Annotated in this window: 12 protein-coding genes; 4 read left to right on the forward strand and 8 right to left on the reverse strand. The window is 64.1% G+C overall.

Annotated features, from left to right (window positions below; translation table 11 throughout):
- Position 1 precedes the first annotated feature (1 nt).
- Both J5J86_RS15555 and J5J86_RS15560 read right to left on the reverse strand, forming a co-directional pair.
- A complete protein-coding gene (locus J5J86_RS15555) occupies positions 2 to 358 on the reverse strand; it encodes an AtuA-related protein (RefSeq protein WP_209099553.1) in 357 nt (118 codons plus the stop codon).
- A gap of 12 nt (positions 359 to 370) precedes the next feature.
- Positions 371 to 1726, reverse strand: a complete 1356-nt coding sequence (locus tag J5J86_RS15560; protein WP_209099555.1) for an acyclic terpene utilization AtuA family protein — start codon at positions 1724 to 1726, stop codon at positions 371 to 373.
- 127 nt (positions 1727 to 1853) lie between these two features.
- On the opposite strand from J5J86_RS15560, the gene J5J86_RS15565 reads away from it, so the two are divergent.
- The 4 genes from J5J86_RS15565 to J5J86_RS15580 all read left to right on the forward strand — a co-directional run bounded on the left by J5J86_RS15565 (position 1854) and on the right by J5J86_RS15580 (position 7382).
- Positions 1854 to 2744, forward strand: coding sequence for a LysR family transcriptional regulator (locus J5J86_RS15565; RefSeq protein ID WP_209099557.1), 891 nt, complete (start codon positions 1854 to 1856; stop codon positions 2742 to 2744).
- A gap of 114 nt (positions 2745 to 2858) precedes the next feature.
- Positions 2859 to 4316 carry a DUF1254 domain-containing protein gene (locus J5J86_RS15570; RefSeq protein ID WP_209099559.1) on the forward strand — a complete coding sequence of 486 codons (1458 nt, stop codon included), beginning with the start codon at positions 2859 to 2861 and terminating at the stop codon, positions 4314 to 4316.
- A gap of 150 nt (positions 4317 to 4466) precedes the next feature.
- Positions 4467 to 5624 carry a dsDNA nuclease domain-containing protein gene (locus J5J86_RS15575; RefSeq protein WP_209099561.1) on the forward strand — a complete coding sequence of 386 codons (1158 nt, stop codon included), beginning with the start codon at positions 4467 to 4469 and terminating at the stop codon, positions 5622 to 5624.
- 33 nt (positions 5625 to 5657) lie between these two features.
- Positions 5658 to 7382, forward strand: coding sequence for a hypothetical protein (locus J5J86_RS15580; RefSeq protein ID WP_209099563.1), 1725 nt, complete (start codon positions 5658 to 5660; stop codon positions 7380 to 7382).
- A 69-nt stretch (positions 7383 to 7451) separates the two neighbouring features.
- Here the strand turns inward: J5J86_RS15580 and J5J86_RS15585 are convergent, their stop codons facing one another.
- From J5J86_RS15585 to J5J86_RS15610, 6 genes are read right to left on the reverse strand one after another with little or no spacing between them, the layout of a single operon-like run.
- Positions 7452 to 8429 carry a tripartite tricarboxylate transporter substrate binding protein gene (locus J5J86_RS15585; protein ID WP_209099565.1) on the reverse strand — a complete coding sequence of 326 codons (978 nt, stop codon included), beginning with the start codon at positions 8427 to 8429 and terminating at the stop codon, positions 7452 to 7454.
- A 49-nt stretch (positions 8430 to 8478) separates the two neighbouring features.
- A complete protein-coding gene (locus J5J86_RS15590) occupies positions 8479 to 10572 on the reverse strand; it encodes an acetate--CoA ligase family protein (protein ID WP_209099567.1) in 2094 nt (697 codons plus the stop codon).
- A gap of 4 nt (positions 10573 to 10576) precedes the next feature.
- Complete coding sequence (locus J5J86_RS15595; protein ID WP_209099569.1) at positions 10577 to 10945, reverse strand: Zn-ribbon domain-containing OB-fold protein; 369 nt, start codon at positions 10943 to 10945, stop codon at positions 10577 to 10579.
- Entirely contained in the window at positions 10942 to 12081 is a 1140-nt protein-coding gene (locus J5J86_RS15600; protein WP_209099571.1) for a thiolase family protein, read from the reverse strand. The genes J5J86_RS15595 and J5J86_RS15600 overlap by 4 nt, the downstream gene beginning before the upstream one ends.
- Positions 12078 to 12938 (reverse strand): IclR family transcriptional regulator, encoded by an 861-nt coding sequence (locus tag J5J86_RS15605; protein WP_209099572.1) that lies wholly within the window; start codon positions 12936 to 12938, stop codon positions 12078 to 12080. The genes J5J86_RS15600 and J5J86_RS15605 overlap by 4 nt, the downstream gene beginning before the upstream one ends.
- A 1-nt stretch (position 12939) precedes the next feature.
- The gene (locus J5J86_RS15610) at positions 12940 to 13680 is read right to left on the reverse strand and encodes an ABC transporter ATP-binding protein (protein WP_209099574.1); all 741 of its coding nucleotides are present in this window, start codon (positions 13678 to 13680) and stop codon (positions 12940 to 12942) included.
- Between the last annotated feature and the right edge of the window lies 1 nt (position 13681).

Below are 13681 nucleotides of genomic sequence, written 5' to 3' on the forward strand. Positions count from 1 at the left end.
CTCAGGCGGCGTTGAGGCCCTTCAGGCGGGGCATGAGGGCGTCGGGCACCTCGATCTCGAAGCCCAGAACGGCGGCGGAGAGCGCCTTGCCGTAATTGTCCAGCGCCAGACTGCGGGACACCCCGCCGCCCAGCGCCCCGTGGGCGACGAAGTTCAGGGCGTCGATATTATCAACCTCATAGCGCAGCACCTCGCCGGTGATGGCCGCGCCATAGAAGGCCTTGAAGGCCTCCGCCGTGAGCTGGTCCTTCAGCAGGGGATAGAAATCCGGCTCATAGGCGAAGACGGAGATGTTGGAGGTGTTGCCCTTGTCGCCGGAGCGGGCATGGGCGAGGTGCTGGAGCTTCACGCGCGGCATGGGTGCCTCTCCTCAGCTGACGAAATAGGACACGGACGGCGTCACCGCAGTGCGCGGCACGAGGGTGGACCACACGCCGATCACCTCGCGGGTGCGATCCTGATGGGGCACGCGCTTGCCCGTATGGGCGATGCCCGACACCGCCATGCCGTCCACCTCGCGGCCGACCTTGGCGGCCTCCTCGCGGGTGCGGGTGCGGGCGGCCACGCGCACCGCGATCTCATAGGGCTCGGGGGCATCGGCCGGGGTGGCGGCACCATGCACCGCATTGAGCCCCAGGAAGTCGATGCGCATGTCCTCGGCTTTCAGATCCACGATCTTGAAGCGCTCGGTGAGGATGGTCTTGGCCAATTGCGCGCGGCGCAGCGCGCCGGGGCCGGCATAGAAGAACATGTCCTCGCCGATAAAGCCCTCGGTGCAGCCCATGGAGACTTTCAGGGTGGGCGTGCGGGGCTTGCCGGTGAGGCCGGTGACGCGCACCCGGTCGGGCCCCACCTGTTCGAGCTTCGCCTGGGTGAAGTCCACCACCACGTCGGGCGTGATGTAATTGGCGGGGTCATGCACCTCGTAGAGCATCTGCTCCTTGACGGTGGCGAGCGAGACCGTGCCGCCCGTGCCCGGCGTCTTGGTGATGACGACGGAACCGTCCGCCTCCACCTCGGCGATGGGGAAACCGAAATTCCACGGCTCGGGCACATCCTTGAAGCCGGGATCGGTGAAATAGCCGCCCGTCACCTGCGCCCCGCATTCCATCAGATGGCCGATGCCGTTGCCGGCGCCCAGATGCTCATAATCATCCGCCGCCCAGCCGAATTCATGCATCATGGGGGCGAGGAACAAGGAAGGGTCCGCCACCCGCCCGGTGAGGACGATCTGCGCCCCCCGCCGGAGCGCCTCCACGATGGGCTCGGCGCCCTGATAGGCTTCCGCCGAGATCAACGTGTTGCCGAGCGTGGCGGTGGGGGCGCCGTTTTCCAGGATGGTGTCGGTCAGTTCGATCACCCGCTCGGTGATGAGCGAGCCGTTGACGGAGGCCACCTTCACGCCCGTGGCGCCCAGCTCCCGCAACAGCTCCACCACCCGCTGGGCGGCACCGTCCGGATTGATCCAGCCCTGGTTGGAAATGATCTTGGTGCCGCGCTTCAGCGCCGCCGGCAGAACGGCGCGCATGCGGTCGTCGAGATAGGTGTCATAGCCGGGAAAGCTGGGGTCGCGGCGGGCGCGCACCTGGGCGGCGGAAATGGTGGCCTCGGCCATGGTCTCGAAGCACAGATAATCGAGGTCGCCCCGCTCTGCATTGAGCCGCGCCGGCTCCACCCGATCGCCCCACCAGGCCGAGCCGGAGCCGATCCGCACGGTTTTGGTCATGGCTGTCCTCCCATCGTCATTCTCGTTGCGGACATTCTTCATCCGGGGTGAAATGGCGCAATGCCTCGCGCGGCAAAGGGGCTGTGACTGTGGTTCACAGGGCGGTGCAGCATGAAGGGGAGGCATCGTGGACAAATATGGCGAGATGACCGTCTTCCTGGCGGTGGTGGCGGAGGGCTCCTTTTCCGCCGCCGGGCGCAAGCTCGGGCTCTCCCCGTCTGCGGTCTCAAAGCTCATCGGCCGGCTGGAGGCACGCCTGAAGGTGGCGCTGTTCGAGCGCGTGGCGGGTACGCTGCGCCTGACCGAGGAGGGCGATACCTTCCGCGCCGCCGGGGAGCGGGTGGTGGAGGCCATGGCGGCGGCCGAGGATGCGGTCAGCGCCGGCAGCGGGGAAGTCTCGGGCCTGGTGCGCATCCATACCGCGCTGACCACGGCCAAATATCTCATCGCCCCCCATCTGCCGGAGATCTTCGACCGCCATCCCGGCCTGCGGCTGGAATTCGTGCTGGGCACGGAGCGGGCGAACTTCGCCCGCCAGGGCATCGACGTGGCCATCCATTCCGGCCGGCCGACCGAACTCTCCCTCATCGGCCGCCCCCTCATGCGCCGGCCCTGGACCATCGCCGCCGCCCCCTCTTATCTCGCCCGCCATGGCAGGCCGGCGCGGCCGGACGACCTCCTCTCCCACCGCTGCCTCAACTTCACCATCCGCACCCAATGGAATTCCTGGACCTTCCACGAGGAGGAGGAGGGGCTGAAGACCATCGACATTCCCAGCCATATGGGCGCCGACCAGGGGGAATTGCTGCGCACCTTCGCGCTGGTGGGGCTCGGCATTGTGCGCCTCGCCCATTTCCACATCGCGCACGATCTGGCCGCCGGGCGCCTGGTGCCGCTGCTCACCGATTTCCAGGAGCGCACGGACGATGACCGCTTCTATCTGCTCTATCTGCGCGGCCGCGCCCGCGCGCCGCGGGTGAAGGCGGTGATCGACTTCCTGGCGCGCAAGCTGAGGTGAAAGGGCGCCTTTGCCGTTCGTCAAATCCAGTCTTGGCGTGCCCGGCTAAGCTGTGCCTCAGATCCGCCACGCGGGCGGCGGAGCGGGGCGACGAGACCAAAGGGAGGTGTGGACATGCTCATCGATCGGCGCAACCTGTTGCGGGCCTCGGCCCTTGGCGCGCTCACGGCGCCCTTCGCGGCGGCGGGCCTTCTTGGCGCCTCCCCGGCGCAGGTCCAGACGGCGGCGGGGCGGCCGGGCTTCCTGAAGGCCAAGGACATTGCCGAGGCGGCCTATGTGTTCGGCCTGCCCATCGTGATGAATTACGGCGTGATGTACGAATACATCATCGACCGCAACAGCGGGCAATGGAAGGCGCCGTTCAACGCCATCTATAACGAGGCGCGGGTCTTCACCTGGCAGGACACCACCATCGTCACGCCCAATTCCGACACGCCCTATTCTTTGCTGTGGCTGGATCTGCGGGCCGAGCCCCTGGTCATTTCCGTGCCGGACGTGGACCCCAAGCGCTATTATTCGGTCCAATTCTGCGACGGCAACACCTACAATTACGGCTATATTGGCAGCCGCGCCACCGGCAGCAAGGCGGGGAAGTATCTCGCCGTGGGGCCGGACTGGCAGGGCGAGACGCCCGCCGGCATCAATGGCGTGTTCCGCTCCACCACCCAATTCTCGCTGGCCATCTTCCGCACCCAGCTCTTTTCCCCCTCCGACATGGACAATGTGAAGGCGGTGCAGGCGGGCTATCAGGTCCAGCCGCTCTCCGCCTTCCTGGGCAAGCCCGCGCCCGCCGCGCCCGCTGAGGTCACCTTCCCCGCTTTCTCCAAGGAAAAGGCGAAGACGGACTTTTTGGACTATCTCGACTTCGCGCTCACCTTCGCCCCCGCCCGGCCGGAGGAGGCGGAGATCCGCGCGGCGCTGGCCCGCATCGGGGTGGGGCCAGGCAAGACCTTCAATTTCAAAACCCTGTCGCTGGAGGACAAGGCCGAGGTGCTGCTGGGCCTTGCCGAGGGCAAGCGCAAGGTGGATGAGAAGGCCGCCTCCATCGGCACCGACGTGAATGGCTGGCGCCTGTCCTCCACTTTCGGCGATGCCGCCTTCTTCAACGGCGACTGGCTGATGCGCGCGGCGGCCGCCCAGCTTGGCATCTATGGCAATGACGCGGTGGAGGCGGCCTATCCCGTCACCCGCGTGGATGCCAAGGGCGAGACGCTGGATGGCGCCAAGAAGAATTACACCATCACCTTCCCCGCCGATGCCCTGCCGCCGGTGAACGCCTTCTGGTCGATCACCATGTATGACGGCAAGACGCAGCTGCTCATCAAGAACCCCATCGACCGCTATCTCATCAATTCGCCCATGCTGCCGAACCTGAAGCGCAATGGCGACGGCTCGCTGACCCTCTATATCCAGGCCACCTCCCCCGGCCCGGACAAGGAAGCCAACTGGCTGCCGGCCCCCGCCGGCCCCATGTACATCGCCATGCGCCTCTATTGGCCGAAGGAGACCCCACCCTCCATCCTGCCCCTGGGTAAGGGCACCTGGCAGCCGCCGGGGATCGTGGCGGGGTGAGGGGAAAGGGGGCGGCGGGGGTGACCTGCGCCGCCCTGGTGGTCTGGTCATTAACGTTGACATCCCACTTCCAGCACTCGGCAAGGAGCTTCTTGACCCACCGCAGAGTGTGGGCATAGGTTGTGTTGAATGCGCAGAGGGGCGTTTTAGTTGAGCACTGCACTCGATGAAGTGGTTTTGGCCTTAGCTGATCCCGACACCTCAGAAAGTGGCGGCGCTCACAATCAGAAAGGAATTGAATTTCAGAAGAACTGGGCGATCGTGAAAATGTTCTCCTTGAAGGAGAATGGCAATATCGACTTCCTTTTTTTATTTGAGGCAGTCCAAGACGTTGCCATATTGAACTCTTCTACCGTCCCGACCAGAATAGAAATATTTCAAGTCAAGAAAAAAGATCGCTTGGAATGGACGTGGGCTTCGCTCACGAACCTGCATTCCCCCGACGCTCCTTCAAAGAAGGCGAAGAGCAAGGTCAAGAAGGCGAAGCCTCTCGATGGGGTCGCCGACAGCCCACTTGGAAAGCTCTTTGCCTCGCTTGCCAGTTTCAAAACATTGGAAAGTTCGGGAAGTTTTATTTCCAACGCGGGATGTAATCTTGTGCTCGCTTCAGGCGGCAACGTCGCAACATCCCTCCCGGTCGCGCTCTCCGAACTGCCCTCACACTTCACCGATCTGCTTCGGGCCGCGCTCGACACCGTGCTTAAGCCAAGTAGCGCCAAGCTTGAATTATCTAAGGTTATGCTCGAAAAAGTCGACATACCTGTGGACGACGCGCAAACTTACACAATAGGCATTGTGCACAAGTATCTTGACAAGGTGAGCCCCTTGCATGCTGGACAGGCTCGGTCTTTCGTTGAAAGTTTACTAGCCAAGCTTGGCCCGCTTGGAGCGAAAACGGCGAAGGCCACGACAATAGATGAAATGAGGTCGCGGCACGGCTATAGCTTGGGACAGCTCAACGCCGCGCTGGGCAACCTCCAGCAGATCCCCGACATAGAATTCCATCTTAAACAATGGCTGGAGCAACTCGCCAAGGAAGGGCTTGTATTCTGGGAAGTTTCACAGATACGCGTAGCGGCCACTGCGATATTCAGCCGTAAGCTGTTCGGTGCCCCACTGCCTGACGACGTCGAGATTTCAATATGCTGCGATGCGTGGTTAGGGGTCAACAATATTGGCACGAATCTCATGCCTGTTTTCGACAGCGGGGTGGCTCATCTCCGTGCGAAATTCCCGTCGGCCAAGAAGGCCGAACTTCAAGCCCATTTTTTGCTGAAAGCGATCGAGCAATGCGTGGACCTGAGCTAGCGCGCCTCGTCAGGAGCCTACGGACAAAGTCATATGAAAAACTTCAGATTCAAAAGCATATGGCTGCTCTCAGAAAGCGAGCAGCGGGCAAGGTCGGAGAGCTTCAGCCCGAAAAAGACATTGTTGGTGGGGATGAACCACACCGGCAAATCGAGCCTGATTAAGTCCCTCTTCACTGCCCTCGGTGCCTTTCCCACCGGCGAACTTGATCGATGGAGCAAGGACGCGACGGTTCTGGTCGAGTTTTCCGTTGATGGCGTGACTCATTATGTGGTCCAGCAACACAATCATCGGGGACTTTTTGACGCTGGCGGAAATTTGGATTTCGCTTCCGCGAATGCGACCGACTGGGGTCGCAGATTTTCTGATCTCGTAGGGTTCAACTTGGTTCTTACGGACCAGCAACTAAAGTCAGTGACAGGGGATGCGAGAACATTCTTCCTCCCTTTTTACGTCAATCAGGATGGAAGTTGGTTGGCTAATTGGTCAACATTTGCCAATCTGAAACAGTATAGAAATCCGGTCGACTCTGTTATTGAGTATTTCACGGGTGTTAAGCCGCCGATTTATTATGAGCTCAATTCGCAGAAACTGGTCCGTCAGAAGGAACTCGCCGAGCTTAGAGGCGAAGAGAAAGTCATCAAAAACATCAAAGACCGGTTCGGTAATACCGTTCAACTCAATGGCCCGAAGACGATACCGGACGTGTTCGACCAGGACATTGCGCGGTTGACGGAAGAGATCACGGCGCTGAACGTTGAGCAGGAGCAACTCAGGAACACGCTCGTACGGGAGAAGGAAACCGCCGAAAGTCTCAACCTACAAGTCAAAATGGCGGAGCAGGCTTTGGCCCACTACGACAGTGATGCCGCGTTCCTGCAAACGGAGCCGCATGAAGTGCTGGTTTGCCCTGTCTGTCATGCGGAGCACGACAAGACCTTCATGGACATCCTGCGCTATGCTGAGGATGCTCGCATTCTTAGAAATCTTGTGGTCCAATTGAAAGATGATTCTCGAAAAGCAAATGATGTTCTGCAGAAATCAAAGGTTCGTCTTAGGGCGCTAGACGACAGATACAGTCGGATTTCGGCCATACTCGAGACGCGACGCGGCGATCTACGGTTGGACGATGTTGTCCGAGCCATGGGGGCCGAATCTGCGTTTGCGGCCTTCGACGCCGAGCTGGTTGAGCTCGAAGCGAAGATCGATCCCTTAGTTATCGCGATCGATAGCTTAACCGCACGGCTTGGGGATCTCACCAGCACAAAAAGGTCCAGAGATATCCTGTCTATATTTCGAACGTCTTATGCGGCTGCGTTACAATCGCTCAATATGCCACCCGTTGAGACCAAGGGAATGAAGCTGACCAGTCGCCCAAAGCTTTCCGGGAGCGGCGGACCGAGGTCGATATTGGCGTACTACGCGGCTCTCTGGCACACTTCATTGAGTGAGTACGGTTCGTTTTCCATGCCTGTGGTCATAGACTCGCCGCAGCAGCAAGGGCAGGATGCGGAGAATTTACCGGTAATGATAGAGTATATTTCTAAAAACTTGCCGGAAAATATGCAAGTTATACTCGCTGTGGAAGCGCCGACGACGTGCAATTTCGATAAGGTAATCAAATTCGATGAGGCTTATCACCTCCTGAAAGCGGATCAGTACAGTCTGATTTATGAGTTTATGCGTCCATTTACAGACTCCATGTACGAAGCTTTGGTTGGCCGTGAAGATCCGGGCGAAGATGGGCCAGCTTCGTAGCAAGCGTTGTATCCGTTAGCACTGATAGGCGGTGGGACTTTGGCCCCTCCCGCCCCCGCCCTCCCCCCCTCAATCCACCTTCGCCCCCGAAGCCTTCACCACCGCGCCCCATTTGGTGATCTGCGCCGCCACATAGGCGCGGAAGCTCTCGGGCGTCGAGGGGGGGCAGACGGCGCCGAGGTCCGCGAAGCGGGTCTTCACCTCCGGCAGGGCCAGCACCTTTTCCACCTCGGCATTCATGCGGGTGACGATCTCGGCCGGCGTGCCCTTGGGGGCGACGAGGCCGTTCCAGGCGGTGGCCTCATAGCCGGGCAGGCCGGCCTCCGCGATGGTGGGCACATCGGGGGCGAGCGGGATGCGTTCGGTGGAGGTGACCCCCAGCGCCCGCAGCCGGCCCTCCTTCACATAGGGAAGGGCGGACTGGGTGGTGTCGAAGATCAATTGCACATGGCCGGCAATGACATCGGCGATGGCCGGCGCGCTGCCCTTATAGGGCACATGGGTCATCTTGATGCCGGCCATGGTGGCGAACAGCTCGGCTGCCAGGTGCGTGGACTGGCCCACCCCGGAGGTGGCGAAATTGATCTTGCCCGGCTCGGCCTTCGCCGCCGCGATCAGGTCCTTCACCGTCTTGAAGGGCGAGGACGTGGGCACCACCAGCATCAGCGGGTTCTCGGTGAGGAGGGCCACCGGCGTGAAATTGTCGAGGATGTGGTAGGTCAGGTTGGTGAACAGGGTCATGTTGATGGCATGGGCGGTGGTGGCCACCGCGAAGGTATAGCCATCGGGCGCGGAGCGGGCCGCCGCGTCCATGCCCAGATTCCCGCCCGCCCCCGCCCGGTTGTCGATGACCACCGGCTGGCCGATGAGGGGGGCCACCTTCTCCATGACGAGGCGGGCCGTGATGTCGGTGGAGCCCCCCGGCGGATAGGGCACGATGACCTTCACCGGGCGGCTCGGCCAGGTGTCCGCGCGGGCGATTTCGGGCAGGACGGGGAGGGCGCCGGCGGCGCCGGCGGCGAGCAAAAACGTGCGACGGTTGATCATGGGTTTTTCCTCCGGGAATTGGTCTTGTTCTGTTGGGGCTAAGCCGAGATCACAGGCCCGTTCTGGCCACCGCGAACACCACGGCATCGAGGGCCATATCGGCCCCTTCGCCCACCATGAAGGGGTTGATGTCCAGCGAAACGATGCGGTCATCCGCCCGCATGAGCGCGCCCACGGCCACCGCGGCGTCGCAGTAAGTATCGAGATTTACAGGGCTTTCTCCTCGCGTGCCGGCGAGCACCGGGGCGATGCGGAGCCTGGCGAGCGCCTCGCGCACATCCCTCTGGTCGAAGGGCGGCAGCAGGAGGGCGACATCGGGCAGCGCCTCCACATATTTCCCCCCCTCTCCCACCACCACGACCGGCCCAAAGACGGTATCCCGATGCGCCCCGAGGAGCATCTCCCGGCGCCCCCGGACCATGCGGGAGACGATCACCCCATCGAAGGAAGCGTTCGCGTTTTCAAGGGCTTGGCGGCAGGCGGCGAAGGCATTTTCGACCTCGTCCGGGGTGGTCAGGCCGAGATGCACGAGCCCCAGCTCCGACTTGTGCGCCACATCCCGCGAGCAGCCCTTTACCGCCACCGGACCCTTCAGCTCGGCGAGCGCCGCCAGAGCCTCCTTGGGCGTCCGGCAGAGCCGGTGCGGCACCACGGGAATGCCGGAAGTGCGAAGGAAATCAAGGCTTTCCGCCTCGTTGAGCAGGATCGTCTCGCCCGCGCGGGCCGGCACGTTCGCCACCGGCCCCGCCTGCCGCCGCTCGGCCCGGTCCATCAGCTCGTGATGCCCGATCAACTGGCTAAGGGCTTGGATCGCCTCGGCTTCTCCGGTGAAGACCGGGGCGCCATGGGCCTTGAAGCGGGCCGCCACCGAGGGTTGGGGCGCCGCCACCACCACCGGCTTTCCGGTCGCCTCCGCAAAGGCCGCCGTATCCCGGGCAAAGGCATCCACATCATAGCCGGCGCCCGCCACGGGCACCCCGACAAAGAACGCGTCCGCCGCCTTATCCTTTGCAATCACAGGCAAAATTTCGCTGAAGAGGCGGCTGTTGGTGAGCAGGGCGGCGGTGATGTCCACCGGGTTCCGGGTCGCCGCAAAGCTCGGCAGGATGGCGCCCAGCCCCTCCCGCGTCTCCGGTGCCAACGGCTCCAGGCTCAGCCCCCGGGCGGTCGCCGCATCCGCCGCCAGGACGCAGGTCGCCCCGGAATTGGAAATGGCCACCAGCCGCCGCCCCTCCGGCTTCCAGCCCTTCAGATAGACCTCGGCCGCCATCACTAAGTCACTGGTATCCTTGGCCCGCCAGATGCCGTGCTCCTCCAGGAACGCGTCCACCACAGTGTCTTCATTGGCCAAAGCGCCGGTGTGCGAGCGCGCCGCCGCCTGTCCCGCCGCCGTGCGCCCGGACTTCAGCGCGATCACCGGCACGCCCCTTCGGCGGGCGATGCGGGCGGCCTCGGCGAGGTGCTCGGGGTCGGGAATGCTCTCCAGATAGAGGAGCAGCAGCTGGACGCCAGGGTCCTCCGCCACCGCCATGGCAAGCTCGCAAACCGTTACGTCACAATCGTTTCCGGTCGCATGGGCATGGCGCACGCCGATGCCGCGCCCCCTCAGCAGGCCATAGGGCACCACGCTCATGGCGCCGCTTTGGCTGACGATGCCCACCGGCCCGTCCTTGGGCTCCGCCTCGATGAACATGGTGGAAAAGGAGGCGATGGCGCCGGTGCCGAAATTGGCCAGCCCTTGCGAATTTGGCCCCACCACCCGCATGCCCTGCGCCCGCGCCCGCGCCACCATGTCCTTCTGGCGCGCCGCGCCATCCTCACCCTCGGTCTCGCCGAAGCCGGAGCTCATCATCAAGGCGAGCTTCACCCCGCTCTTGCCGCAGGCATCGAGCGCCTCCACCGCCGCCGCGCCGGGTACCGCGATGATGGCCATCTCCGGTGCCTCGGGCAGGTCAAGCAGCGAGGGGGAGGTGGTAAGCCCTTGGACTTCCGCGCGTTTCGGATTGATGGGATAGACCTTCCCCCGGTATCCGAAGCGCGACAGATAGAGCAGCGGGCGCCCGCCAATCTTGTTTGGGTTCTCCGAGGCGCCAATCACGGCGATGGATCGGGGATTGAGGGCGACATCCAGGCCGCTGCGCATCGGGTTACTCCACGCGTTCAAAATAGGGAACAAGCCCGGCGCCGAAAGGCCGGAAGCTGGCGGCAACCGCATCGCCAATGGCGACGCCAGGGGCCGCATGGGCCATCAGGCGGAAGCCCTCCTCGGCATCGACGAGGACGATGCAATAGGGCGCCTGGGCGCGCAGGTCCTCGGACGGTGCGCGGACGACCAGGGTCGCCGCATGCACCGTCCCACGCCCGCTGGCGGCGCGGGTTTCCACGTCTTTGGAACCGCAGTTTGGGCAGAAGCTGCGGGCGAACAGCCAGCGATGCCCGCAGGGCCGACAGGCTTGGAAGGCAAGGGCAGGCTGGCCTTTGGTCCAGTCGCCGGAAAACGAGGTTTCATCGCTCATGTTGCGCGCTCCAGGACCAGCGAGACGTGGGAGGACAGCACGCCGCCATCGCCATGAAGCAGCGCCAGGGCGGCGTCCCTGGTGATCTGGCGGTCGCCGGCGCGGCTCAGCATCTGCAGGCGAGCCTCCACCAGGTGCGCCATGGCCCCGCCCACGCCGCAATGGCCGTAGCTCAGGAGCCCGCCATGGGTGTTGAGGGGCAGGGCCCCGTCGCTGTCGAAATGTCCGTCGCGGGCGAGCCGCCCGGACTGCCCGCGCGGGGCAAGGCCGATCTCCTCCAGGAGGATGGCAAGCGTGATGGTGAAGCTGTCATAGATCGCCGCATAGCCGATGTCGGAGAGCGAAATATCGGCCTCCGCCAAGGCCTTGGCGGTGCTCGCCTTGGCGCCGAAATGGGTCAGGCTCGGAGCGGCGGTGATATGCTGGTGGGTGTGGGCTTGGGCGGCACCGATCACCCGCACCGCCGGGCCGCCGAGAGGCTCCCGGCTCACGATAAGCGCGGCTCCGCCGTCGGAGACGGGGCAGCAATCCAGGAACTTCAGTGGCGTGGCGATGGGCTTGGAGGCCATCACATCGGCCACCGTGACGGGCGTGCGCAACTGTGCGCCGGGATGGCGAACCGCGTTGCGGCGCATGAGAACGGAGAGTTCCGCCAGATCCTCTTCCCTCAGGCCGAATTCGTGCATGTATCGGGAGGCGACGAGGCCGTAATAGGCGGGAATGGTCGGCCCCAGCGGCACTTCGTAGATCGGGTGACCCACCTGGGCGAGGGTCTGCACGGCTGCATCCCGGGTCTGGCCGGTGAGCCGGTTTTCGCCCGCCACCACCAGGATGTTGCGCGCCGCGCCCGATTGCACCAGCCGGTGAGCCAGCATCACCATGGCAAAGCCGGTGGCACCGCCCAATTGAATGGCATGGGCATAGTCCGGCGTCAGGCCGAAATGCTCGGCAAAGACGGTGGACAGCATGAGGTGAGGCAAGGTGGTGGAATAGCCGGTGATGAGGCCGTCAATGTCGGCGCGCACCAGTCCGGCATCGTCGAGGGCGGTCTGCGCGGCCTCGCTCATCAGCGCGAGCGTGTCGCAGCCCTCGCGCCGGCCGTAGGCGGTGTGGCCGGCGCCGGTGATAAAGCTCATGAGGTGGATTTCCTGCGTTTTCCGGCGACAGGCGGCGTCGCCATGCCAGACATCAATTCCCGTTTCATCAGGTCCGCTTCCCGCTGGAGGGCCTGGGCGAGCGCCTCCTCGCGGTCGCGGATGCGCTCGGTGAGGCCAGCAATGGAGAGGGCCGCGATGGGCCGGCCATGGGCATCGAAGACCGGCACGCCGATGGCGCCCATCTTGTCGATGACGAAGTCGAGCAGCATCACATAGCCGCGTCGGCGGGCGGTGGCGGCCTCGTCCTTCAGGCGCTCGATGGAGACCTGCGGATAGGGCAGGAGCCTTGGTGCCAGGACGTCGAGCACCGCTTCGGCCTCCCGGTCCGGCAGGTAGGCGAGAAGCGCCATGCTGCCGGCGCCGACGCCAAGGGGGCGCCGGCTGCCAATGTTCAAGTAATTGGCACGGATGGGAAACGAGCCCTCCTGCCGCTCCACGCAGACGGATTCGACGCCACTGCGGATGGACAGGAGCGCCGTGTCGCCCGAATGCTCCGCCAGTCGCACAAGGCTCGCCCGCGCCAGCTCGCGCACGTCGTCCGAGCGCTTCTGCGAGGCGGAGAAGGCCAAGGCCTCCTGGCCGGGTACATAGCCTTTTCCGTCCGGCGTGCGCTGAACGAAATTCTCCTGCACCAGCGTGTCAAGGATGCGCAGCGCGGTCACCTTGTTGAGCCCCGCGGAGGCGGCAAGCTCGGTGAGGCGCTGGGGCGCATGTGCGCCGAGCGCACGCAGCAGCGCGCACACCTTCTGGATGGAATTGCTGTCGTTCTGCGCACCCGCCGCGCGGGGGGCGCGGGCGGGCGACAGGGGCTTGGCCTCGGCCGTGTTCAGGGGCATGTCAGTCGACCTCGACGCCGCCGAGATAGACGCGGCGCAGGAGGGCGCTGTCCTGCAGTTCGGCGGCACTGCCCGCGCCACCGATGCGTCCTGTCTCAAGCAGATAGCCGAAGGAAGCGTGGCGCAGGGCCTTTTCCACCAATTGCTCCACCAGCAGCACGGCAATGCCGGTGCGGCAAAGGGCGCTCGCCACATCAAGGATGCGGTCCACCACAAGGGGCGCGAGGCCGCCCGAGGGTTCGTCTAGGATCAGCAGTGCCGGCTTGGCCGCCATGCCCTGGCCCACGGCGAGGATCTGCTGCTGGCCGCCGGATAGCCGCGAGGCCTGCTGGTGGCGCCGCTCCGCCAGCTCCGGGAAGGTCTCGTAGATGGGTTCCAGCACCGCGCGGTCGGTGATCGCGCCGGAATAGGCGCCGATGAGGAGATTGTCCTCTACCGAGAGCGAGGTGAAGACGCGGTGCCCTTCCAGAACCTGCACCATCCCTGCCCGTACGATGTCACGCGCACTGGCGCGGGTGACGTTGACGCCCGCGAAGGTCACCGTGCCGGCGCGCTTGGGGATGAGCCCGGATATGGCGTGCAGGATGGTGCTCTTGCCAGCGCCGTTGCGGCCCAGCAGCACCACGAACTCCCCCCGCTGCACGGTGAAGGAGACCCCGTGCACCACCTCGGCCTTGCCATAGGCCACATGGAGGTTGTCCACCTCGAGAAGCGGCGTGCCGGGACGATTGGCGGCGAGCATG

This window comes from Aquabacter sp. L1I39 (genome assembly GCF_017742835.1).
GTDB lineage: Bacteria > Pseudomonadota > Alphaproteobacteria > Rhizobiales > Xanthobacteraceae > L1I39.